We start from the raw sequence: 22829 nt of genomic DNA, 5'->3' as shown, positions 1-22829 counted from the left end.
TCAGCTGCATCAGGTGCAGATCTATACCCACATTGGAACGTAAACGATTCTTGCGAGCAAGCTGCAACTTGTGTTGAAACGCAGGTTCAATGCACAACTTGTGCAACGGAATGCCCTGATGGAAACATCGGCGATGCTTGTGATGATGGTGATGAAAACACCGTTGGAGATGTGATTGGTGAAGACTGCGTTTGCGCAGGCCAACCACTTACGGGTGATTGTTTGAATGAGTCATCTTTTGGTTCTGCAGATTTGAGTGGAGCCGCTAATGCTTTGATAACGATCAGCACTTGTTCATTCCAAACTGAGTACTCTACTATCACAGGTGTTTCTGCCGGTGAAGACATCGAGTTCGCTATTGTAGAAGGTGGTTACATCACTGTTAGAACTGACTCTGTCAATGGAGCTGTTGTTGCTCAAGGAACATCACCAGTTACCGTTTCAGGTGCCAGTGGTGCAGACCTTTATGCACACTGGAATACAGATGGTGCTTGTGGAACAGCTTCGAACTGTGTAACGACTACTGTTCAGTGCACTACTTGCGGAACTGACTGTCCTGATGGAAATATCGGTGACCCTTGTGACGATGGAGACCCATTGACTTCAGGAGAGACGATTCAAGAAGATTGCTCTTGTGCTGGTGGCATAGTAGTGCCAGCTAATGACAACTGCGACGGAGCGACTGATATTGCTTGCGGAACTACAACTGCGGGTACTACAGTAGGTGCCAGTGCAACGGAAGGCCTGAATAACCTTTGTAACGGTTTTGCATCGACTACTCCTGAAGATGTATGGTATGCATTCCAAGCTAACGGTTCTGACAATTATACAGTAACTGTTTTAGCTGCTGAAGGATCCCTAATTGATGGCGTCCTTTTTATCTACTCCGGAGATTGCGGAAGCTTAACGGAAATCGCTTGTTCAGACACTGGTTTAAGTGCTGGTTCTGGAGAAGGTATAACTTTGGAAGCTCCTGCTGCAGGAACCTACTATGTACGCACATTCGCCTATTTTGACGCTGGTGACATCACCGTTTCTCTAGACTGTGAGTCTGGTTGTGCAGATCCATTCCCTGCTGTTGACGAGGAAAGCTTAAGCACTACGCTAGTAGGCAATGCTTACTTGGTAGAATGGGATGCCGTTGAAGGACAGATTGGATGTCAGTTGCAACTGCGTTCTGTAGCCGGAGAAGGAATAGCTAAAACTACTATTCTTGGCGAAGACGTAAGCAGTACTGAAATCCCTGGTTACCTTTTGGATTTCAGCACAGAATACGAGTGGAGAGTACGTTGTGGTTGTTCAGTTGATCCTTTAGTAGCAGGTCCTTACAGCTCATGGCAACAGTTTACTACTCCAGGTTCAGCTATCTCTTCTTTACCAAACCCAACAGAAGGTCAGTCTAATGTGACGTTTACTGTTGTAGAAGAAGGATACACTACACTTGAAGTATTTGACATGAGTGGCCGTTTGGTAGATGCAATCTTCACTGGAGTTGCTCAACCAAACAATGAGTACCGCTTCGAGTTTGATGGTTCTGCACTGCCTAATGGTGTGTATATCTACCGTTTGACAACTGAAAACGAAGTAATCAACGATAAATTCATGATTGCTAAATAAGCTTTCACTAATTATTTTAAAAAGCCGTCTGCCTTTGGCAGACGGCTTTTTTTCTTTGTAAGAATCTATCATGTATTTTCGCGCTCCACCATCTGATCATCATGATAAACTTAGTTCCATTCAAGGCAGTAAGACCTCCTCGCGATAAAGCTCACTTAGTAGCTTCACGATCGTATGTCTCCTACACTCCTGCTGCCTTAAACAGAAAGCTTTCTGAAAACCCCTATTCTTTCATTCACATTATTAACCCTGAGTTTTCAACTGGAGAAAAACCGAAAAAGAACAGCCGTGAAAGATTCGAAAAAGTCAGGGATCAATATTTATCTTTTATCAAGGAGAGAAACCTTTTGAACGATAATGAAAAGGCGTTCTATCTCTATGAACAATCTTCGCCATGGGCGAGCTTTATTGGTTTCATCGGTGGAGTATCAACAATAGATTACCGAAAAGGACTGATTAAAAAACACGAGCAGACTCTGACGAAAAGAGAAAAGATGTTTTGCGAATACCTGGATGTTTGCGGTTTCAATGCCGAACCGGTTTTACTCACATATCCCGAGCATATTTCAGCCATAGATGCCTTCAAAGCATCGAAGAGACTCGAAAGACCGGAATATGAGTTTACTACTACAGACAAGACTACTCATCGCATGTGGATCATATCCGATGAAGAGGATATTGAACGAATAAAAATAGCATTCAAAAAAGTGGATGCCCTCTATATCGCAGACGGACATCATCGGATGGCGAGTTCGGCCCTCCTCGCCGAAAAGAAAGCAGCTGAGAATCCCGATCATACCGGCTTGGAGGACTATAATTATACCATGGCTCTGGTAATGCCCGGTGAGACTTTGAGAATTTCACCCTTTCACAGGCTTATTGGAAAAGGAATGGAAATCGAGGACGATCAATTGCTGGATAGTATTCGACTAAAATTTACTATCAAAAAAGTGAGTAGTGAGTTTCTTCCACATTCAAAGAGGCAATTCGGACTTCGCTTGAAAAGTGGGTGGTATGTGCTTTCACTCAAAAAGTTTGAAGGAGATGAATCTGCTTTGAGTCATTTAGATTCCGTTATTCTTACCGCAACAATACTCGAGCCCATTTTGGGAATTACCGACCAGAAGACAGATAAACGGATTCAGTTTATTCCCGGAAATTTGAGTTTGGCACCCTACGAAAGCTCGATCGAACGCGGCAATGCAAAAGCTCTTTTTACCTTATGCGAGGTTACGGCAGAGGAACTTTACGCTATCTCAGATGAGGCGAGTACTATGCCACCAAAAAGCACTTTCATAGAACCTAAACTAAGAAGTGGGTTGACCATTATGAATTTGAAATAGTCCAAAAATACAGGTCTCGATCATCTCCTGCGCTTACAAGTAATCCATCGTTTATCCACTTCACTGCATTTACCGAATGTGTATGACCCAGCGGTCCCTTTCGGGAAATTCTCAATGGATGTTTCAAGTCATCAGGATTCCAAATTTTCACAGTCTTGTCTCTGCTTCCTGTGGCAAAATATTTTCCCGACGGAGAAATTTCCAGAGAATAAATAGCAAAGTTATGTGCGGGAATAGCCTCTCTTTCTATGATCTCACTATCCCTATTATCCCAGAGTCGGATATGACCATCTCTTCCGACGGTTAATAATTCTTTAGGGCTTAGCCATGCCATATCGTATACTCCACCATCATGGGCTAGCTTTTCATTTAGCACATTGTAGTAATCCGTCTCGAGAATGCGGATGTAGCCATCACTTGCTCCTACAAATAGTCTCTCACCTTCAGAGTCCGTAATGCCAGAACGCAATTTATCATCTGATAGAGGCAAAGACCATTTGAGGGAGAAGTCAGCTGAATCAACAATGGACAAAACCCCGTCACCACCCAAGAAATACAAAAAAGGCTTTGATGGATTGGCTAATATCTCAAAAACAGGGCGAGTATGATACTTCAGGTGTCGAACTTCCTTTTTGGTAGTCAGATCTATGATGTGCACCCCTCCTTGCCCTTGTCCAAGGAATAGAAATTGGCCCAATTGCTTTATTGAGTATACGGAAGCATCCAATTTTATGGAAAAACTGTCAGGAAGAAACTCTTCCAAAGACCACACTCCTATCATTTTATCTGATGACCCCGAGAAAAGTCTTGATGAACTTGAATCTACACAGAGACAATAAACAGATGCCGCATGCCCTTTTAGCACTTTTTTCAGATCAGATTTCATATGGTGCAAAAGTAGCCCTTCTAAATTTTTTCAACACATCTTCGACAAACTGCTTTTTTTCATCGACGAACTAAATCTGTTAACAATTCGATAATTCATGAAGCGTGCAAAAATGAAGAATTTGCAGTAATCTTGCAGAATAACTTAAAAACAAATCATTATGACCAAAATTCGACTGTTCAGAGCAACGATGTTGTCTGCAGCTTTACTTTTATCTACTCTGACATTTGGGCAGAGTGATCTTATTATTACAGCGGTATTCGATGCCACACTTACGGGAGGAACACCCAAGGGAGCTGAAATTTACGTTCTCAACGATGTTGCAGATTTGAGTGTTTACGGAATTGGTTCTGCTAACAATGGAGGCGGATCTGATGGAGAAGAATTTACTTTTCCAGCCGTGTCTGCAATGGAAGGCGACTTTATTTATGTTTCTTCCGATAGTGCACGTTTTAACGAGTTTTTCGGGTTTGACTCAGACTATGTTTCGGGAGCGCTTTCAATAAACGGAGATGACGCTGTTGAGCTTTTCCAAGGTGGCGTAGCAGTAGACGTTTTCGGAGATATCAATGTTGACGGTTCCGGACAGGCTTGGGAGTATGCCGATTCATGGGCTTATAGAGCAAATGGTTCTACTACTACCACTACTTTCAACGCAGGCGATTGGACTATTCCAGGTCCGGATGCTCTTGATGGTGAAACGACAAACGCTTCTGCCTCACAGCCCGTTCCTGTAGGAACGTTCGATCCTGAAGGGGGTTCAACAACAACCGTTTATACCATTAATGAAATTCAAGAAACGACTGATCCATCCGGTGACTCACCAAGAGTGGGTGAAACTGTTGAAACTTCAGGAATCGTTACTGCCGTTGGAAACGGCGGGTTTTGGATTCAAGACGGTACAGGAGCTTGGTCAGGAATTTTTGTTCTAGACGCCTCAACCATTGCCATGCAAGGCGATAATGTTACCGTTACGGGTGCTGTTCAAGAAAGCAATGGACTAACTCGTATTTCTGCTACTTCTGTAGCTGTCAATTCATCAGCTAATCCTCTTCCTTCGGCTACTTCTGTATCTACAGGTGCTGCCGGTGTTGAGGAATTCGAGTCAGTTTTGCTTTCCGTAAGCGGAGCTATATGCGTAAACGCGGATGCCGGGTTCGGTGAGTACGTTCTCAATGATGGTTCAGGTGACTACAGAGCTGATGATGCTCTCTTTGCCTTTGTACCCACGCAATTTGCCGAGTACGATGCGATAGGAGTTGGCTTTTTCAGTTTTGGTAATTTCAAATTATTGCCTCGTGACGCTGACGATATTGAAGATACCGGAAACAATCAGTTGGTTGTAGGTTTTGCTGCTACTGAAGCGGATGTTCTGGAAAATGAAGGAGCTGTAAGCTTCGCTGTTAACATCGTTAATCCATCCATTTCGGCGACTGATGTAGACGTAGTTGTGACAGGAGGAACTGCTGTTGCAGGAGTTGACTATACGTTTAGTGGACCAGTTGCTTTAACTTTTGCAGGATCTAGTAATACACCTCAAAGCTTTTCAGTTACTATTATCGACAATGGAACGGAAAACGAGGACAAGACCATCGCTTTTGGTTTAGCGAATGCCACCAATGGAGCACTTCTTCTTCCCGATGCATTTACATTGACAATTTTGGATGACGAAGTTACCCTTACAGATATCGCTGTAGCTGCGGAAACTGATATTGATGGTGTAGCTATTAATAATGGTCAGGAGTACAATATTCTCGGAGTAGTATTAGGAGTAAATCTCTCTAGTACGGGACAACAGTTTACCGTAGTTGATGCCACCGGTGGAATTGGCGTATTCAGTGGATCGATCGTTTCAGAGTATGTGGTTACTGAAGGTGACCAAGTGTTGATTACCGGAAGCATAAATCAGTTTAATGGATTAACTCAGATTGCGCCTACTGCTATTTCTGTAATTAGTCAAGGAAACGCGATTCCCAATCCGGTTGATGTAGACCAGTTAGGAGAGCTTACCGAGTCACGCTTGGTTGTTTTTGAATGTGCCACTATTCTCGACCCAGCTGATTGGACGAATGCAGGTTCAGGTTTCAACGTGGATGTTTCTAACGGAACTGATACGATCACAATTCGTATTGATAACGATACTGACCTTTACAACGAACCTGCACCAACAGGAGAATTTGATGTTGTAGGAATTGGAGGTCAGTTCGATTTCTCGAGTCCTTTCTTATCAGGCTATCAATTGCTTCCAAGAACTTCTGCTGATATCTTAGCGTCGTCATGTGCAACACCGGTCTGCGAGAACCCATTTCCTGCGGTTAATCCGGCAAGTTTGAATACTACCCTTCTTTCGAATGCAGTTCTTACTGAATGGGAAGAAGTAGACGGACAAATCGGTTGCCAAATTCAAGTAAGACTTGCAGGAGCGGGATCATTGTTAGGTGCTAAAATAATCGGTGGAGTGAATGCGGACTCATTCGTTATTCCCGGATCAGTTCTCAATCCTGGAACAGACTATGAATGGCGAGTGCGCTGCGGTTGTTCTCAAACACCTTTAGTTGCCGGACCATTTTCAGCATGGCAGTTCTTTTCAACGGGATCAGGAATCTCTATTTCATCTAGTCCTAACCCGACAAATGGTCAGTCATTTGTAAACTTCAGCGTTAGTCAGTCAGAAATGACTACTCTTGAAGTATACGATATGACAGGTAAGATGGTAGAAGCGCTATTCAGCGGAATCGCTCAACCTGGAAGCGACTATCGATTTGAATTCAATGGTACCGGTTTGCCAAACGGAATTTACATTTATCGATTGACTACTGAGTCTGAAGTAAAGACTGAGAAATTCATGATTTCGAAGTAAGGAACTGAATGACTTCTTTTTTAAGCCTACCCTTTTCAGGGTAGGCTTTTTTTGTTTGTAAAACCATTGACCGAAATTCAAAAAAACCATGATAACTACTCATTTACAATTATGTATGTTCCTGATTTCAGAAAATGACCACTTACTTTCGGAAGAACAAAAAACATTTTAGTGATTGCATCATTAGCGACTTTTGTATATCTTCGGAGCGTTAGTGTACTTTTTACACTATCGATCAATCAAACCAAAAATTTAAACCAATGAAAAAATTACTAGCCTTTTCGCTTGTGCTCTTTTTTTATGGAGCCTTACAAGCACAGAATGAATCACTCACTTTTCGAGTAGATGCGAATAACATTTCATCCCTGAGTCCAAATGGAATTCACGTTGCGGGTAACTGGCAGAGTGAAGCAAATGGAGATGCAGATTGGGTGCCCGGTGCAAATCAGATGGATGACGCAGACGCAGACGGAGTGTATGAACTAACCGTTCAAGTACCTGCCGGATCTTATGAGTACAAGTTTATCAATGGAAATGATTGGAGTGAAAACCCTGAAGGAGTTCCGGGAGAATGCTCCGTAAATGGGAACCGAGGAGTAGACGTAGTAGTCGGAGGTGTGACAACCGACCTCGTATGTTTCGGGAGTTGCGAAGAATGTCCTACCACAGGAGGTGGAGATGTGAACGTTACATTTTCAGTCGACGCTTCTCAACTCGGGAGTATAGACCCTGCCGGCATTCATATTGCGGGAACCTTTAACGGTTTCTCACCTGAGCCCATGACTGACTCGGGTGGAGGAATTTACACTATTACGAAGTTAGTTCCGAGTAATGCTACAGTGCTTTACAAGTATACTAACAGCTCTGACTTCAGTGGTGTAGAGAATGTGCCTGGAGAATGCGGACTGGACGACGGTTTCGGTGGCTTTAATCGCGATCTAGACGTTGCAGATGCAGATATCGTGCTTCCTACGGTTTGTTTTTCATCGTGCTCGGAGTGCACAACTTTAGGAGAGTCTTATGACTTGACTCTTTTAGTTGATGCTTCTCAGTTGGCTACCATCAGCGATACAGGTCTTCATGCTGCAGGAACTTTCAATAGTTTCTCACCTGCTCAGATGACCGACATAGGCGGAGGGATTTACTCTCTCACAGTTAGTGTTGAAGAAGGTTCTACAGTTCTTTGGAAATACATAAACGGAGCTACATTCGGAGATGAGGTAGAATCTGTACCCGGAGCTTGCGGAGCCGATGATGGTTTCGGTGGTTTCAACAGAGTATTGACGATGCCTTCAGCTGACACTACCGCAGGACCTGTTTGTTTTGCCCAATGTGTAGCTTGCGAAGTCGCGCCTGACGATTACATGCTTACCTTATCAGTAGACGCCTCTGATCTCGATGCCATTAATCCGGAAGGAGGCATTCACGTAGCGGGAACCTTTAATGGATTTTCTCCTACGGCAATGAATGACGATGGAGATGGGGTTTATTCCTTTTCAGTAATTGTTGCAGAGGGAACCCAGGTTCTTTACAAATTCTTAAATAGCACGGATTTCTCGGCTGCCGAGACAGTGCCTGAGGCTTGTGGACAAGATGACGGGTTCGGAGGATTTAATCGAGTGTTGACGATGCCATCGGCTGATCTTTCCGTTGGTCTTGTGTGCTTTTCTTCTTGCGAGGCGTGTCCGGTCGCTCCACCTTGTGAAAACCCATACCCTTCAGTAGACTTCAATAGCTTAACAGGAACCGTTCTTCCAAACGGGAAACTGCTCTTCGAATGGGAACCCATTGAAGGACAAATCGGTTGCCAAATAAATATTGTTGTAGGTGAAGGACCTCAACAAGCAACTAAAGTTGTTGGAGGTGCGAACGCAAGTTCTTTTACTGCACCTGTAGGTCAATTGGTTCCATTTACTACTTATAACTTCAGGGTGAGATGTGGTTGTCAACAAAACCCGATTATCGCGGGAGCTTACACGGATTATGCCGCCGTATTCTATCTTCCACCCGGAATCACTGAAGAAACGGGAACAGCTTATTCAGACACCCCACTTACTCAAGTGAACAGCGATATCCAATGGACGAATACAAACCTTGGATCAAATGTGATCGGCGAACTGTTCTCAATGACAGCTGATGAATCTTGGGTACGTTTAGCTCCAAACCCTGCTCAAGACAATGTAAACTTGTCCTATAATTCTTTGGAGGCAGGTCAAGGATTGATTCAAGTATTCGATGCCCAAGGAAAACTAGCTTTAGAGAGAGTTATGGTATTCAACAAAGGCCTGAACAATGTTAACTTGAACTTGAATGAGTTAGAAAACGGTATTTACATCGTAGAAGTACTTAAAGGTGAGAGCCGTGAGTCAGTACGACTATTGATGCAATAAGCGTAGATATTAAAAACGAGTCATTTTTGACTTAGAGAAAGCGATGCAGGAAATCCTGCGTCGCTTTTTTCTTTTACAAATATGCAGTGTACTAGATGTGTGTCTTTTGGATAAGCCCGTTCATTTAAAAATCTTGGATTCGATGCTGGTTTTAGGTTTATAATTCTGACATCGGCTTTTTTCATGCGACAAATTGTCAGCAAAACTCAATTGGCATAAGCCTTGACAATGGAGAAATAAAAAACGAATAAAATTATGCAGCAAGGAAGTATTAATGTTCAAACGGAGAACATATTCCCGATCATTAAGAAATTTCTTTACTCAGATCACGAAATTTTCTTGAGAGAGTTGGTATCCAATGCAGTTGATGCAACTCAAAAGTTAAAAACCCTTTCAGGGTTAGGTGAGCTAAAAGCCAAAACAGAAGGCCTCAAAGTTGAGGTCATTCTCGATAAGGATAAAAAACAACTGATCATTCGCGACAATGGAATCGGAATGACAGCAGAGGAGGTTGATAAATACATCAACCAAATTGCCTTTTCAGGAGCGGAGGAGTTTGTACAGAAATACAAGGACACGGACAGCAAAAATGCCATAATCGGACATTTTGGTCTAGGTTTCTACAGTGCTTTCATGGTGGCCAAGGAGGTAGAGATTATTTCAAAATCTCAGAAACCGAACAGTGTTCCGGTGAAGTGGACCTGTGATGGTAGCCCCAACTACACAATGGAGGAGACCAAGAAAAAGAGCAAAGGAACAGACATCATCCTTCACATTGCCGATGATTCGACTGAGTTCTTAGAAGAATCACGTATCAGTGGGATACTCAATAAGTACTGCAAGTTTCTTCCAGTGCCGATCAAATTCGGAACGAACGAGCGAACAGAAAAAGAGCGCGATGCCGAAGGCAAAGAAGTAGAAGGTGGAAAAGAGACGAAAATCGTAGAAGACAACATTGTCAATAATACTGATCCTGCTTGGACGAAAATCCCCTCAGAGCTGAGCGATGAGGACTACAAGAACTTCTATCGGGAATTGTACCCGATGACTTTCGAAGATCCATTGTTTCACATTCACTTGAATGTAGACTTCCCCTTCAACCTGACCGGGGTTCTGTACTTCCCGAAGCTCAAGAACAATCTGGAGCTTCAGAAAAACAAAATTAGCCTTTACAGCAATCAGGTCTTCATCACAGATAATGTTGAGAACATTGTTCCTGAATTCCTGACCCTTCTACACGGTGTAATCGACTCGCCTGACATTCCATTGAATGTTTCGCGATCTTACCTTCAGGAAGACGCAGCGGTGAAGAAGATTTCGTCTCACATTACTAAGAAGGTGGCGGACAAGTTGAACTCAATGTTCAAAAATGACCGCGAAGATTTCGAGAAGAAATGGGAGGATATCAAGGTGTTCATTGAATTCGGAATGCTGACTGACGAGAAGTTTTACGACAAGGCTTCGAAGTTTTACCTATTCAAATCGGTAGACGGAAAGTACTACACGATTGAGGAGTACAAGGAGAAAATTCAGGCCACACAAACGGACAAGAACGACAAGACGATTGTGCTTTATGCGCAGGACGAAAAAGAGCAGTATAGCTTTATTCAGACGGCAAAAGACCGTTCGTATGACGTGGTTGTTTTGGACACGCCTATTTCGAGTCATTTGATCAGCAAGCTGGAGCAAAAAGAAGACAAATTGTCTTTTGCACGAGTTGATGCCGATACGATTGACAAATTGATTCAGAAAGAGGAGGAGATTCCATCGAAGCTATCTGAAGAGGAAAAAGAGAAGTTGAAGCCCGTGATTGAAGGATCGGTAGAAAAGGAAAAGTTCCATGTTCAATTTGAGAGCATGAGCGAGAATGACCGCCCGATCATCATTACTCAAAGTGAGTTTATGCGCCGAATGAAGGAGCAGCAAATGTCAGGTGGTGGAGCTCAAATGTTTGGTATGATGCCTGAGACATACAATATGGTGGTCAATGCGAATCATCCGCTTATCACTAAACTCATGGAGGAAGATGAGGCCAAGCAAAAAGAAACCGTAGGTCAATTGGTTGACTTAGCGTTGCTTTCGCAAAATATGCTCAAGGGAGAAGCCATGAGTAGGTTTATTCAGCGCAGTGTTGATCTAATGAAATCCTAATCAAACTAATAATGAAGAAATTTTTCATCGTGCTCATAGGGGCACTAACCTTAAGTTCTTGTGGTTACAACAGCTTAGTAGAGGAGCAAGAAAATGTAGCCAAAGCTTGGGCAAAAGTTGAAACGCAATACCAAAGACGAAGCGACTTGATTCCGAATTTGGTGAATACCGTAAAAGGATATGCAGATTTTGAGCAAGAAACCTTGACTCAAGTCATGGAAGCTCGATCCAGAGCAACTGGAATCACCGTAGATGCGGATAATCTATCTCCTGAATCGATTGCTAAGTTTCAAGAAGCCCAGGGTCAATTATCGGGGGCACTTTCTCGATTACTCGTAACGGTTGAACGTTACCCAGACCTAAAGGCCAATCAGCAATTCAGTCAACTCCAAGCGCAGCTTGAGGGTACTGAAAACCGCATCAGCGTGGCTCGCGACCGATTCAATGAGGCCGTAGGGACTTATAATACGTCGATAAAGAAGTTCCCAAGAAACATCACGGCGGGGATGTTCGATTTTGATGAGAAGGGTTATTTCGAAAGTGATGCAGGAACTGAGAATGCCCCACAGGTAGAATTTTAGGATGGCCCAAGACTTTTTTACTGAGGCTGAAAAGGCCAAGATCGTCGATGCCATAACTGCCGCTGAGAATAAGACCAGCGGTGAGATCAGGCTTCACATCGAGAGAAAATGCCCCGAAGAGGTATTGGACCGGGCTGCATTTCTATTTGAAAAATTGGAAATGCACAAGACAGAGCTTCGCAACGGGGTATTGTTTTACGTGAGCTTTGAAGACCATAAATTGGCGATTTTAGGCGACGGCGGAATAAATGCCGTTGTGCCTGACACTTTTTGGAACGAGATCAAAGAACAGTTGGTGACGGCCTTCAAGCAAGGCAATTACACTGATGGGCTTTCCGAGGGAATACGAATGGCCGGCGAGCAATTGAAGGCTCATTTTCCCGTGGCGAGTGATGATATCGATGAATTGAGTAATGAAATTTCCTTTGGAAAAGACAATTGATGAGAAAACTCCTAACCGTACTACTTCTTTTTTCTGCCTTTGCCGTCTTCGCGCAAGGTGACAACTGTTACCCCGAAAAGCCTCGAGGGCTGGTGGCAGATCAGGAAGATATTTTCACCCCACAGCAGGAGCAAGCATTGGAATCTCAGCTTCAGCGGTTCAGCAATGAAACGAGTAACCAAATTGTGGTTGTTTCCATAGCGAGACTTTGCGAAGGAGATGCAGCGATGACCGCTACAAGAATCGGTGAAGATTGGGGAGTAGGTCAGGAAGATTTGGATAACGGGATCGTCGTACTTATCAATTCTGCAGGGCGTAAAACCTTCATTGCAACCGGGTATGGTCTGGAAGGAGCGATACCTGATGCGACCACTAAATTGATCGTGGATCAAGAGATGATTCCCTCTTTCAAGAGTGGTGATTATTACGGTGGAACGACCAAAGCGATTGCAGTGATTTCAGATTTGGCCAAGGGCGAATACAATTACCAAACGTATCAGAAGCAGAGTCGAGGAAATCCATTGGGAGTAATTCTTCCATTCTTGTTCGTGATCGGGATTTGGTTCTTTTTGATGTACCGAAAGACCAGTCTCTACGCGCGACGAAACGATATGGGTTTCTGGGCAGCGTTGATGCTGATGAATGCAGCTAGCAGAAGTCACAGAGGTTCTTACGGCAATTTTTCCAGCGGATCAGGAGGATTCGGAGGAGGTTTTGGCGGCGGCGGTGGCGGCTTTGGAGGCTTCGGTGGAGGAAGCTTTGGAGGTGGTGGTGCCGGTGGGAGTTGGTAGATGGTAGCTCGTAGTGCGTATTTCGTAGTGCGTATTTCGTAGTGGGCAGATGGTCGATAGTTGTGGGTAGATAGCATTGCGTTGATAGTAGTGCGTAGTGAGTAGCTCGTAATACGTAGTGGGTAGATAGTAGATGGTAGATGGTCGATGGTAGATAGTTGTGGGTAGAGAGCATTGCGTCGATAGTGGTGCGTAGTGAGTAGCTCGTAATACGTAGTGGGAAGTGGGTAGTGGCTTTAGGTTCCAGGCCGGAGGAAGAAGAGTGGGAAATTTGGGAAAAAAACAGGAAATGAATAGGAGTAGGTTAGGAATAGGTTAGGGATAGGTTAGGGATTAGTATAGTAGAGGTTAGCTGTTAGCTGTTAGCTGAAAAAAATAGACAATGAAAAAATACGCAAGGTGGATAGGTGGTGGGCTTGGATGGGCTTTCGGAGGGCCTGTTGGAGCGATCCTGGGTTTTGCCTTGGGTTCTATGATTGATAATTCATCGGGGATTGTGACTCAGGATGGAGCCAGATCAACGGGAAGGCGATCAAGCTATGGCTACACGACCGCCAATGATTTTGTGGTTTCTCTATTGGTTTTGACTGCTGCGGTGATGAAGGCCGACGGGAAAGTACTCAAGTCGGAGTTGGATTATGTCAAAAATTTCTTAGAGCGTCAATTCGGAAAGGGAAAAGCGCAGGATCAGATCTTGTTGCTACGTGATATCTTGAATCAGCCTTTGGATGTAAGAGCGGTTTGTCTTCAAATCAAGCAGAACATGCAGCATCCGTTACGGCTTCAATTGCTGCATTACATCTTTGGCTTAGCCATGGCTGATGGAAGCTTAGATGCCTCGGAAGTAAAAGTCATCGAGAATATCGCGTCGTATCTGGGCATTAGTCAGAAAGACTATCAGTCTATCCGAGCTATGTTTGGTCACGACACCGAGAGTGCGTATAAGATTCTTGAAATCGATGAAAATGCCGATGAGGCGATGGTGAAAAAAGCCTATCGGAAGATGGCAGTTAAGTATCATCCCGATAAGGTAAGTCATTTGGGTGCTGAATTTCAATCGGCGGCGAAGGAGAAGTTTCAAAAAGTCCAAGAGGCATACGAGAGCATTAAGAAACAACGGAACTTTAAGTAGTGCAAGAAAGGAGAAAACTCATCGGAGCGGTATTAATTCCTTTGCTATTTGTGATGGTCTTATGGATTATTCACTTCACGGCGGAAGAGACGGGTTTTGATTTGACCACTTATGGGTTGTATCCACGAAAAGCCACGGGATTATTCGGGATTGTGACGATTCCATTTATTCACGGCAGTTGGTCGCATTTGATCAATAATTCCATTCCGCTGCTGGTATTGGGTTGGGCATTATTTCACTTCTACCCTACTCTATCTTGGAAAACCATTTTTTGGATTTGGATTTCGAGTGGTATCTGGTTGTGGATTTCAGGAAGGCCTTCTTACCATATCGGAGCCAGCGGAATCGTTTATGGTTTGGCCTCATTTCTCTTTTTGAGCGGATGGCTTCGCCGAGAGAAGCGCGTGGCCTCATTGTCTTTGCTTATTGCCTTTTTATACGGAAGTATGTGGTGGGGGGTATTGCCTGTAGATCCTTCCATTAGTTGGGAAGGCCACTTATGGGGTGCATTAGCCGGATTTGCTTTGGCTTGGGTTTACCGAAAGGAAGGACCGCAAAGGAAAGACTACCGATGGGAAGAAGAAGAGGATCCCGATGATTTACTGACAAAAATCGCACTGGGCGAAATTGAACCCCAAAAGGAGGTTCAAAAGCCCAAGCAAATAGTTTATGTCTATCGTCGAAATGATGAAACCGGAGAAGACCGATCAGATGACGAAAAAACTAGTTGATCTCGACGAGTTCGATCTCAAAGGTGAGCTCCTTTCCTGCGAGAGGATGGTTTGCATCAATGGTAATTTCGGCTTCGCCAATTTCGGCAACAGTTACGATAATTTGCTCTCCCGAAGGAAGTTGCGACGCGAGTTGTTGACCGACTTGCGGATTCAAATCCGGAGGAAGTTGATCTTTAGAGATTTTCTGAACCATATCAGGTCTTACTTCTCCATATGCCTCACTGGCAGGAATGGTTACGGATTTTTTCTCCTTAATTTGCATTCCCACAACGGCATTATCAAACCCGGGGATCATTTGACCTGCGCCAACTGTGAAAGACAAAGGTTCGCGATTTACAGATGAGTCGAACACCTCACCATCAGAAAGTGTTCCAGTGTAGTGAACGCTAACGTTGTCTTTTTCTTTAACTTTTTCCATAGTTATTGAATTTTGCCGCAAAGATAGTGAACTTAATTCCGAAGACCTGAAAGAACAATAGAAACCCTTACTTTACATCAAATAATAAAATCAAATGGAACCGAATCAAAGAAAACTAATAATAACAGTAGCAGTATCCGCATTTTTGCTTCTCATTTTGTGGCAAACCTCAACGGTGACGATACAATCAGGAGAAGCCGGAGTACTTTACAAGCAATTTGGCGGAGGTACGGTCACAGACATGACTTACCCTGAAGGATTTCACGTGCTCGCTCCTTGGAACAAGATGTACATCTACAATGTGCGAAACCAAGAAGAGAAGGAGAATATGACGGCCCTTTCGAAAAACGGATTGACGATTCAAATGGAAATGTCGATTCGATTCAGGCCGATTGAAGATGAGATTGGTGTGATCCACAAGACGCTGGGATTGAATTACCGCGACGTAATTGTATTGCCCGAAGTTCGTTCGTCGGCGAGGAAAGTTATCGGTCGTTATGATCCGGAAGAGCTTTATTCATCCAAAAGGGATTTTATCCAAGAAGAAATTTTCACGGATGTCAAAAACCGCTTGAAGGATAAGAACATCTTCTTGGACGCTATTTTGATCAGAGGGATTGAGCTTCCGCCGAATATCAAGACGGCTATTGAAAAGAAGCTGAAGCAAGAGCAAGAGAGTCAGGAATACGAATTCAAGATTGAGAAAGAGCAGAAAGAAGCTGAGCGAAAGCGAATTGAGGCTCAGGGAATCAAGGATTTTCAAGATATCGTCTCCGAAGGTATTTCAGATAAGTTACTTCGATGGAAAGGAATCGAAGCCACGTTGGAACTTGCCAAGTCACAGAACAGCAAGGTCGTTGTAATTGGTCAAGGAGATGACGGGCTGCCGTTAATCCTCGGTGGCGACTCGAAGTAATGAACCGCTATTTTGCCGTTTACAAGCCATTCGGCATGTTAAGTCAATTTTCACCTGAGGGCGATCGCCAGACTTTGGCCGCCCTCGGTGATTTTGATAAGGATGTGTATCCGGTCGGTCGGCTGGATGCCGACAGTGAGGGTCTGCTTATATTGACGAATGACAAGCGCTTGAATGCTGCTTTGCTCGACCCCACCGAGAGGCATTTTAGGAGCTATTACGTGCAGGTTGAGGGTGAGGTGGACCACAATGCCATCGAAAAACTAGAGCGAGGAGTAGAAATAAAGATCAAGGGGAAGTCGCATTTTACCGCTCCTGCGGAAGCATTAAGGATGGTGGACCCTATTCTACCTTTGCGTGAGCCACCCATACGATTTCGAAAAAATATACCAACTTCGTGGCTCGAACTGAGGATAACGGAGGGAAAGAACAGGCAAGTGAGAAGGATGACGGCGGCGGTGGGATTTCCTACGCTTCGTTTGGTTCGCTGGGCAATTGAAGATTTGACCTTAGCTTCCTTTGAGGCAGGAGAAGTCAAAGAGTTCCCAAAAAACGAAATGGTAAAATTGCTTAAACTCTAATTGATTTGGAGACGGTCATTCGTTGGATACGAACTGTATTAATTTGTCTGATCACCGTGATCTCGGGAACGCTGAGCATACTCTTCGGTTGGTGGAGGCCGGCGTATTATGCGATTAGCCGGTTCTTTTGGTCGCCGGGACTATTGTCCGTGAGTAATATCCGTGTGAGAAAAGACTTTCAGTGGAAGGTAAAGGATTTGCCCCCTTGCATTTTTTACGCCAATCATCGATCGCATTTCGACATTCCCGTAATGATGTATTCGATACCTCGTCCCTTGTATTTTTTAGCGAAGAAAGAATTGAAGAGTGTCCCCTTTTTAGGATGGGGGATGGCCGCTATCGGGATGGTCTTTATCGACAGAAAAGATCGCGCATCGGCGCTCAAGTCGATGGAGAAGGCGGGAAATCAGATCAAGAAAGGGAAGAGCATTGTGACCTTTCCGGAAGGAACCCGATCATCAACCAAGGAGATGATGGTCTTTAAAAAAGGGGCCTTTCACTTGGCGAAATCGCAGGGCATCCCTTTGGTTCCCGTAGCCATTTCGGGTACGGAGAGGATATTGCCCAAGCATGGTAAGTTGAAGTCGGGAAAAGTCATTTTCACAGTCGGGTCTCCCATTCTGCCCAAGGAGTTGGAAGAGATGAGTATTGAGGAGATCAGGGAAGAGGCGAAAAGCCGTTTGTTGGGATTGCTGAATCCAATTGAACGCAAGGCAGAAGCATCTAATCCATAAACTGTTTAACTTCGCAAAAAATTTCGATTATTCATGGGAAGAGCTTTTGAATTCAGGAAAGAGCGCAAGATGAAGCGCTGGGCCAAGATGAGCAAGGTATTTACTCGTTTAGGAAAGGATATTGTGATAGCGGTAAAAGAAGGAGGTCCTGATCCTGATACGAATTCAAAGCTGCGTGCCGTGATTCAGAATGCGAAGTCGGAGAATATGCCCAAGGACAATATCGAAAGGGCAATCAAGCGCGCGACCAGCAAGGATCAGGAAGATTATAAGGAAGTCATTTTTGAAGGCTATGCTCCCCATGGGATAGCGATTTTGATTGAGACCGCTACTGACAATAATACCCGCACGGTAGCCAATGTGCGGAGTCATTTCAATAAGTGCAACGGGAGTCTCAGTACTTCGGGTTCGGTTGATTTTATGTTTGAGCGCAAGTGCTTCTTCAGGATTGCCAAGGGCGAGAATGATTTAGAGGAATTGGAGCTTGAGCTGATCGACTATGGCGCGGACGAAATTTTCGAAGAGGACGACTCCATTATGATTTACGCCCCATTTACCGATTTCGGAGGGTTACAAAAGGCCATTGAAGAAATGGGGTTGGAATTGATGAATTCGGGATTTGAGCGAATTCCGATGGACACGAAGAAACTCAGCGAAGAAGAAGAGGCTGAGGTAGATAAGCTCCTCGAGAGGCTGGAAGAGGACGACGACGTTCAAAACGTCTTTCACAATATGGCCTAAGGCAATTCTTGCCGAACAATTCGTCATCTTATCGGTTCAAATTATGAATTGATCGATTCATTTTGTAAATTAGACGAAGGTTAACCTTAAAGGGCGTTTTTACGTAAGTACCACTTATCAAGTAGGTGTTTTGGTTTGATACTTGTATTGAACCCAAAGCCAAAGCCCTTTTAAACTGAATTGAAATGAACGCAAGTAAAGTTCAACTAGTATTATTCTTCACTTTTTCGATGTTTTTCACGGCTCTTCAGACCTCTGCACAGCGAGGACCGGGAGGGGTGAGTGTGGAAACGGGAACCATTACAGGATGTGGGCCGACTGCAGAAAGCACGTGTGGTGTATGGCTGGATGCGAGTACGCTATCGCTAGCAGATGGTGATGATGTAAACGTATGGACTGATGTCAGTTTTTCGGAGGATTGCGATAACGGTACCGTTCCAAACAATATCCTACCTCCAATTTTTCGAAATGACCCTGCCTTTACCATCAATGGACTGCCAACGCTAACTTTTGAGGACGATCGGTATTTTATCTTGGCTTCATCAGATGACCTCAATACAGAGAGGGTAACCTATGACAAGATGGTCTTTTTAGCATTCAGGACCTCTGAAGAGACTACGGCAAAGCAAACGATTTACGAGGAAGGAGGAACGGTAAGGGGTTTTAATATCATGATCCACGAAGGTCTCTTGATCATCGGATCTTATGACAAAGCCGTAGATAACGATGGAGGAGTTGCGGGATCGTCCGACAATACGCCTTCTTGGGGCTACACGTACGTTTCCACTCCGATTCAACCGAATACCACTTATATTTTGTGTGCCCAATACAAGGCTACTACGCCGGGTGTTCTTGGTAATAATGCCGATAATTTCTTGAGAGGTTGGCTAAACGGAACTTCATTCGGAGGTCCAGGCAATTTGGAGCCTGGTGGAAATTTCAGCGGTTTCAATGGTCTTGCACGCATGGGTACATTGTTCGATCACCCCAACCCTTGTGGATTGGGAGCTGTAAACGATGACACCGTTGACCGAGAGCAGGTAATTAATGGAAATGCAAATACCGTAGGGACCTGGTCTTTTAAAGGGAAGTTGGCAGAAATGTGTTATTACAAAGATGTCATTTCGGAAACCCAACGATTGATCGTACAAAACTATTTGGCATCGAAGTATCTGGCTGTTCTCAGTACACAAGATTGGTACGCGTATGAATTTGCCCATGGAAAGGATCTAATTGGCTTGGGACAGCGAACGAATGGTACGGATTTACACGATCTCAGTCAAGGACGTAATCCTTTTAGAATTAGCTCAGCAGACATTGTTAGTAGTTCGCCTAATCAATACTATTTCACGGGTCACAATGGGTTAAATCTGACTTGGACCGATGTGGGTGTGCCGAATAATTCTGCGAATATTGAACGACTCAATCGAGTTTGGAGAGTAGATCGCACGAATTATGTGTACGATATTTTGCACGAAGTTCAAGAGGATATGCTTCCGGCTCGTCCGTCTGGATATACGGCTGCCAATTCGAGACTTGTCATGTTGATTGATGAGACGAGTGCGAATATTCCCGATTTCACTTTGAATACTACCAGGGTACTTGAGCTTGAACCGAATGGAACGGCTCCTTTTGACTACACCATTGAAGCTAACATTCCGGATGGAGGGTTTTTCACTTTCGCTTGGCTAAAACCTGAGGTAAACTTTGTCCTGGATACTGATATCGGCTTGGAATCAAATCCTAGTCCTGATTTCACACCTGTTTTTGTAGAACTTGGATTAAATTATACACCTATATCGGGGTCTGGTCTCTACAGTGTCGAGTTCACTCTTATTCCAGGGAGTGCCAATTTGGGTACAGGTCCGGGCGGCGTTGATGATACAGGTGATGATTTTTATTACAACTCTTCAACTGCAGGACTGACTAGCGGAACCACTAATTTTACTGGATTGTCGACATCTTTTATCCCTTTCAGGATAATAAACGACGTGGTACCGGAAGATCCATCGACGGAAAATCTTGTGATTCAGATTACTAATACCACTTCTCCTCCCGGAGAGCCTCCTTTGATTATAGGACCGAACTTTGAGTTGGATTACACTATTTTCGATGATGATCCTCCGCCAAAAGTCAGTTTCCCATCGTGGGCCACCAATATTCAAGTCAATGAAACGGCCGGAACGGTTGATGTATCTGTTGTAAGGGATGGTACGGCAGCGGGTATTGTCAATTGCAATATTAGCGTAAGAGGTGCGGGAACATCAGCAAGATCAAGCTCTCTCGGTCTAGATCCTCAGGATTACGACAATACATTTACGAGCAGTTTAAGTTTTCCTGCAGGGCCGCCTAATACACAAACAGTAACCATTCCCATTATTGATGATAATGTGGACGAACCAGTAGAAACACTTCAAATTAGAATATCGGGAATTTCAGGAGGAGCGGCTGCTCTTTCTGTTAATTCGCTTTTTCAAACCATTGAGATTATTGACGATGATATTCCCGTTGCGACTTTTGCAGCGCCATCACAATCAGGATTTGAATCGATAGGGGCACCATCGCTTCTAGTGACTCTCGACCCAATATCGAGTCGAGATGTAGTTGTTGACTTTGCCATGACTCCCGGAACGGCTACCTATAGCCAGGATTACGCAGGAGCAGAGACGGGAACCGTGATTTTTCCACCATTTACCGAAGAAGCGTTTATCGGACCATTCTTTGTTTATCCCGACGGATTAACAGAAGTGGTAGAGACGGTGGATTTTGAGTTGACAGGAACCACTCCAACAGGAGAGACCACGGTGGTTCAGCCCGATAATTTGGTCTACAATATTTTGGATTACGAACCTTTTGAATGGCTGGGTGCAGGTGGAGTTGGTAAAAATTCGGATAATGTCGTTTGGGTTGATGCTACTTTGGAACCTATAGGGACTCGAGGTAATTTATCAAATAGAGCTCCATATAGCATTTCCATAAATAATCAAAACGGTAGTAATGGCCGAGCGAATAACACTGCCAATTCCATTAATGGTCAGAATGCACTGGTTTTTGACGGTAGCAACAATACGGGTCAAGCAGATTATTACGAGATTGAAAATGATCAAAAAATCAATACCTCGGGTACGGTCGATAAGTTGGCTTATTTCTTTGTTTTTAGTGCAGATGACGTTCCAAACCTAGGATCGACTACAAATAATCCTACAACTAATGAGTGTAGACTAATCTATGAGCAAGGAGGTGGTACTAGAGGAACTTCCATTTATTTACATAATAGTCGGCTGGTTTTTCACGCATGGAATAATGCGAATGACGATGGGAATGATAATAATGCGACCACGGATACGATAGAAGGAAATCAAGCGCCATGGGGAAACGACGGAAACAGAACCAGAAGTATTTATGCAAGATCATTGCAACTAATTTCAGAATCTCCGCAAGTTGGCGCCGAAGTCAATTATGTTGTTTCATGCATCTACGATAATTTTTCCAATGAACCTTTAATGATTTATGTCAATGGTGTGAAGGGTCAATTAATTAACGGAACACCAGCGGCTTCTGGCCAGTACAACCAATTCGGAGTCGGGCGTCTATGGGGGCATTCCGGTCGAATCGGCCTCGGGGCAGTCAACGACAATACCCGTTTTCATTTTTCCAACGGAACTGCTGCTGATGGACGATGTGCTTTTGATGGAAAGTTGGCAGAGTTTATATCGTTTCACGAACCGGAAATGAGTGAATCCAGAAGAATTATTATCGAGAATTACCTATCGGCAAAGTATGATATTCCACTTACGGGAAGTGCTACGCCACAAATATGGGATTTGAGCGATCCCGAGCAGGACCTCTTTAGTAATCAGATTGCGGGATTGGGTCAGGCAAGTGATGGTTCGGCGCATACCGATGCGGCTGGACCGGGAGCGATATTTAGGGTAAATAGCCCGAATTTTGCCTCTCCCAATAGCTTTATTATATGGGGGCATAATGGGGAAGCGCTTACCAATACGTGGCCATATAGCGAAGTAGGCAATCCTTTCAGCCCTTTACCCGATCCGATAAGGGAGCGGTCAGGCCAAGTTTGGAAGGTTTACGAAAGCGGGGATGTTACCACTGCTACTATTCAGATCAACTTCAGTGCTTCGGATAGTGCTTTTGAGATTTCTCAAGACTTCAACTTGCTGAAGTTGTTGACTCATACGAATGTGGATCCACAGGATTTCAGCAATGCCAATATTTATGATTTGGCGTCACCCTCCGCGGGTTTACCGGGAGGAAATGTGGCACGTTTTCAGAATGTGCCGATCACGAATGGTATGTATGTGACCTTGGGTAATACGAGTGGATATTTCTCGAGTCCGTTACCTATCGAGCTTCTCTCTTTCGACGCGGAGCTCAAGGGAACGTATGTCGATCTAGGTTGGGAAACAGCTACTGAGATCAATAATGATTATTTCGTCGTTGAAAGGGCGAGTGAAGATTTGGATTGGAGGCCGATATTGACGGTGACGGGAG

Annotated in this window: 17 protein-coding genes; 15 read left to right on the top strand and 2 right to left on the bottom strand. The window is 44.2% G+C overall.

Annotated features, from left to right (window positions below):
• Positions 1-1617 (top strand): T9SS type A sorting domain-containing protein (locus O3Q51_18100; GenBank protein ID MCZ4410734.1); only part of this gene is annotated, 1617 nt, incomplete at its 5' end.
• A 101-nt stretch (positions 1618-1718) separates the two neighbouring features.
• Complete coding sequence (locus O3Q51_18095; protein ID MCZ4410733.1) at positions 1719-2960, top strand: DUF1015 domain-containing protein; 1242 nt, start codon at positions 1719-1721, stop codon at positions 2958-2960.
• Here O3Q51_18095 and O3Q51_18090 read toward each other — a convergent pair.
• Positions 2944-3846: a hypothetical protein gene (locus O3Q51_18090; protein ID MCZ4410732.1), complete on the bottom strand. Its 903-nt coding sequence runs from the start codon at positions 3844-3846 to the stop codon at positions 2944-2946. The two genes, O3Q51_18095 and O3Q51_18090, sit on opposite strands and share 17 nt — an antisense overlap.
• A 160-nt stretch (positions 3847-4006) precedes the next feature.
• Here O3Q51_18090 and O3Q51_18085 point away from each other — a divergent pair, with 160 nt between their 5' ends.
• From O3Q51_18085 to O3Q51_18050, 8 genes are all read left to right on the top strand, one after another.
• Positions 4007-6706, top strand: a complete 2700-nt coding sequence (locus O3Q51_18085; protein MCZ4410731.1) for a T9SS type A sorting domain-containing protein — start codon at positions 4007-4009, stop codon at positions 6704-6706.
• Positions 6707-6966: 260 nt separating this feature from the next.
• Positions 6967-9096, top strand: coding sequence for a T9SS type A sorting domain-containing protein (locus O3Q51_18080; protein MCZ4410730.1), 2130 nt, complete (start codon positions 6967-6969; stop codon positions 9094-9096).
• A 255-nt stretch (positions 9097-9351) separates the two neighbouring features.
• Positions 9352-11247, top strand: coding sequence for a molecular chaperone HtpG (htpG, locus tag O3Q51_18075; GenBank protein MCZ4410729.1), 1896 nt, complete (start codon positions 9352-9354; stop codon positions 11245-11247).
• An 11-nt stretch (positions 11248-11258) separates the two neighbouring features.
• Positions 11259-11828 (top strand): LemA family protein, encoded by a 570-nt coding sequence (locus O3Q51_18070; GenBank protein MCZ4410728.1) that lies wholly within the window; start codon positions 11259-11261, stop codon positions 11826-11828.
• Position 11829: 1 nt separating this feature from the next.
• A complete protein-coding gene (locus tag O3Q51_18065; protein MCZ4410727.1) occupies positions 11830-12270 on the top strand; it encodes a TPM domain-containing protein in 441 nt (146 codons plus the stop codon).
• Positions 12270-13061, top strand: a complete 792-nt coding sequence (locus O3Q51_18060; protein MCZ4410726.1) for a TPM domain-containing protein — start codon at positions 12270-12272, stop codon at positions 13059-13061. Before O3Q51_18065 ends, O3Q51_18060 begins: the two co-directional genes overlap by 1 nt.
• A gap of 382 nt (positions 13062-13443) precedes the next feature.
• Positions 13444-14193 carry a TerB family tellurite resistance protein gene (locus O3Q51_18055; GenBank protein MCZ4410725.1) on the top strand — a complete coding sequence of 250 codons (750 nt, stop codon included), beginning with the start codon at positions 13444-13446 and terminating at the stop codon, positions 14191-14193.
• Positions 14193-14924 carry a rhomboid family intramembrane serine protease gene (locus tag O3Q51_18050; protein ID MCZ4410724.1) on the top strand — a complete coding sequence of 244 codons (732 nt, stop codon included), beginning with the start codon at positions 14193-14195 and terminating at the stop codon, positions 14922-14924. The genes O3Q51_18055 and O3Q51_18050 overlap by 1 nt, the downstream gene beginning before the upstream one ends.
• Here the strand turns inward: O3Q51_18050 and O3Q51_18045 are convergent.
• Positions 14917-15345, bottom strand: coding sequence for a peptidylprolyl isomerase (locus O3Q51_18045; GenBank protein MCZ4410723.1), 429 nt, complete (start codon positions 15343-15345; stop codon positions 14917-14919). The genes O3Q51_18050 and O3Q51_18045 overlap by 8 nt on opposite strands.
• A 175-nt stretch (positions 15346-15520) precedes the next feature.
• Between O3Q51_18045 and O3Q51_18040 the strand changes: the two genes are divergently transcribed.
• The 5 genes from O3Q51_18040 to O3Q51_18020 form a co-directional block, all read left to right on the top strand.
• Positions 15521-16261, top strand: a complete 741-nt coding sequence (locus O3Q51_18040) for a prohibitin family protein (GenBank protein ID MCZ4410722.1) — start codon at positions 15521-15523, stop codon at positions 16259-16261.
• Entirely contained in the window at positions 16261-16842 is a 582-nt protein-coding gene (locus tag O3Q51_18035) for a pseudouridine synthase (protein MCZ4410721.1), read from the top strand. The genes O3Q51_18040 and O3Q51_18035 overlap by 1 nt, the downstream gene beginning before the upstream one ends.
• Before the next feature lie 5 nt (positions 16843-16847).
• Positions 16848-17576, top strand: coding sequence for a lysophospholipid acyltransferase family protein (locus tag O3Q51_18030; protein ID MCZ4410720.1), 729 nt, complete (start codon positions 16848-16850; stop codon positions 17574-17576).
• A gap of 33 nt (positions 17577-17609) precedes the next feature.
• Complete coding sequence (locus O3Q51_18025) at positions 17610-18317, top strand: YebC/PmpR family DNA-binding transcriptional regulator (protein ID MCZ4410719.1); 708 nt, start codon at positions 17610-17612, stop codon at positions 18315-18317.
• Between the two features lie 185 nt (positions 18318-18502).
• Positions 18503-22829 (top strand): hypothetical protein (locus tag O3Q51_18020; GenBank protein ID MCZ4410718.1); only part of this gene is annotated, 4327 nt, incomplete at its 3' end.

Source organism: Cryomorphaceae bacterium 1068 (assembly GCA_027214385.1).
GTDB lineage: Bacteria > Bacteroidota > Bacteroidia > Flavobacteriales_D > Cryomorphaceae > JAKVAV01.
The sequence above is the reverse complement of the archived record's forward strand: the minus strand, read 5'-3'. Positions and strand labels throughout refer to the sequence as shown.

Coding starts and splice junctions, on each gene's coding strand:
- O3Q51_18085 (MCZ4410731.1), top strand. CDS start 4,007: ATGACCAAAATTCGACTGTTCAGAGCAACGATGTTGTCTGCAGCTTTA.
- O3Q51_18025 (MCZ4410719.1), top strand. CDS start 17,610: ATGGGAAGAGCTTTTGAATTCAGGAAAGAGCGCAAGATGAAGCGCTGG.
- O3Q51_18095 (MCZ4410733.1), top strand. CDS start 1,719: ATGATAAACTTAGTTCCATTCAAGGCAGTAAGACCTCCTCGCGATAAA.
- O3Q51_18070 (MCZ4410728.1), top strand. CDS start 11,259: ATGAAGAAATTTTTCATCGTGCTCATAGGGGCACTAACCTTAAGTTCT.
- O3Q51_18060 (MCZ4410726.1), top strand. CDS start 12,270: ATGAGAAAACTCCTAACCGTACTACTTCTTTTTTCTGCCTTTGCCGTC.
- O3Q51_18055 (MCZ4410725.1), top strand. CDS start 13,444: ATGAAAAAATACGCAAGGTGGATAGGTGGTGGGCTTGGATGGGCTTTC.
- O3Q51_18065 (MCZ4410727.1), top strand. CDS start 11,830: ATGGCCCAAGACTTTTTTACTGAGGCTGAAAAGGCCAAGATCGTCGAT.
- O3Q51_18080 (MCZ4410730.1), top strand. CDS start 6,967: ATGAAAAAATTACTAGCCTTTTCGCTTGTGCTCTTTTTTTATGGAGCC.
- O3Q51_18035 (MCZ4410721.1), top strand. CDS start 16,261: ATGAACCGCTATTTTGCCGTTTACAAGCCATTCGGCATGTTAAGTCAA.
- O3Q51_18090 (MCZ4410732.1), bottom strand. CDS start 3,846: ATGAAATCTGATCTGAAAAAAGTGCTAAAAGGGCATGCGGCATCTGTT.
- htpG (MCZ4410729.1), top strand. CDS start 9,352: ATGCAGCAAGGAAGTATTAATGTTCAAACGGAGAACATATTCCCGATC.
- O3Q51_18045 (MCZ4410723.1), bottom strand. CDS start 15,345: ATGGAAAAAGTTAAAGAAAAAGACAACGTTAGCGTTCACTACACTGGA.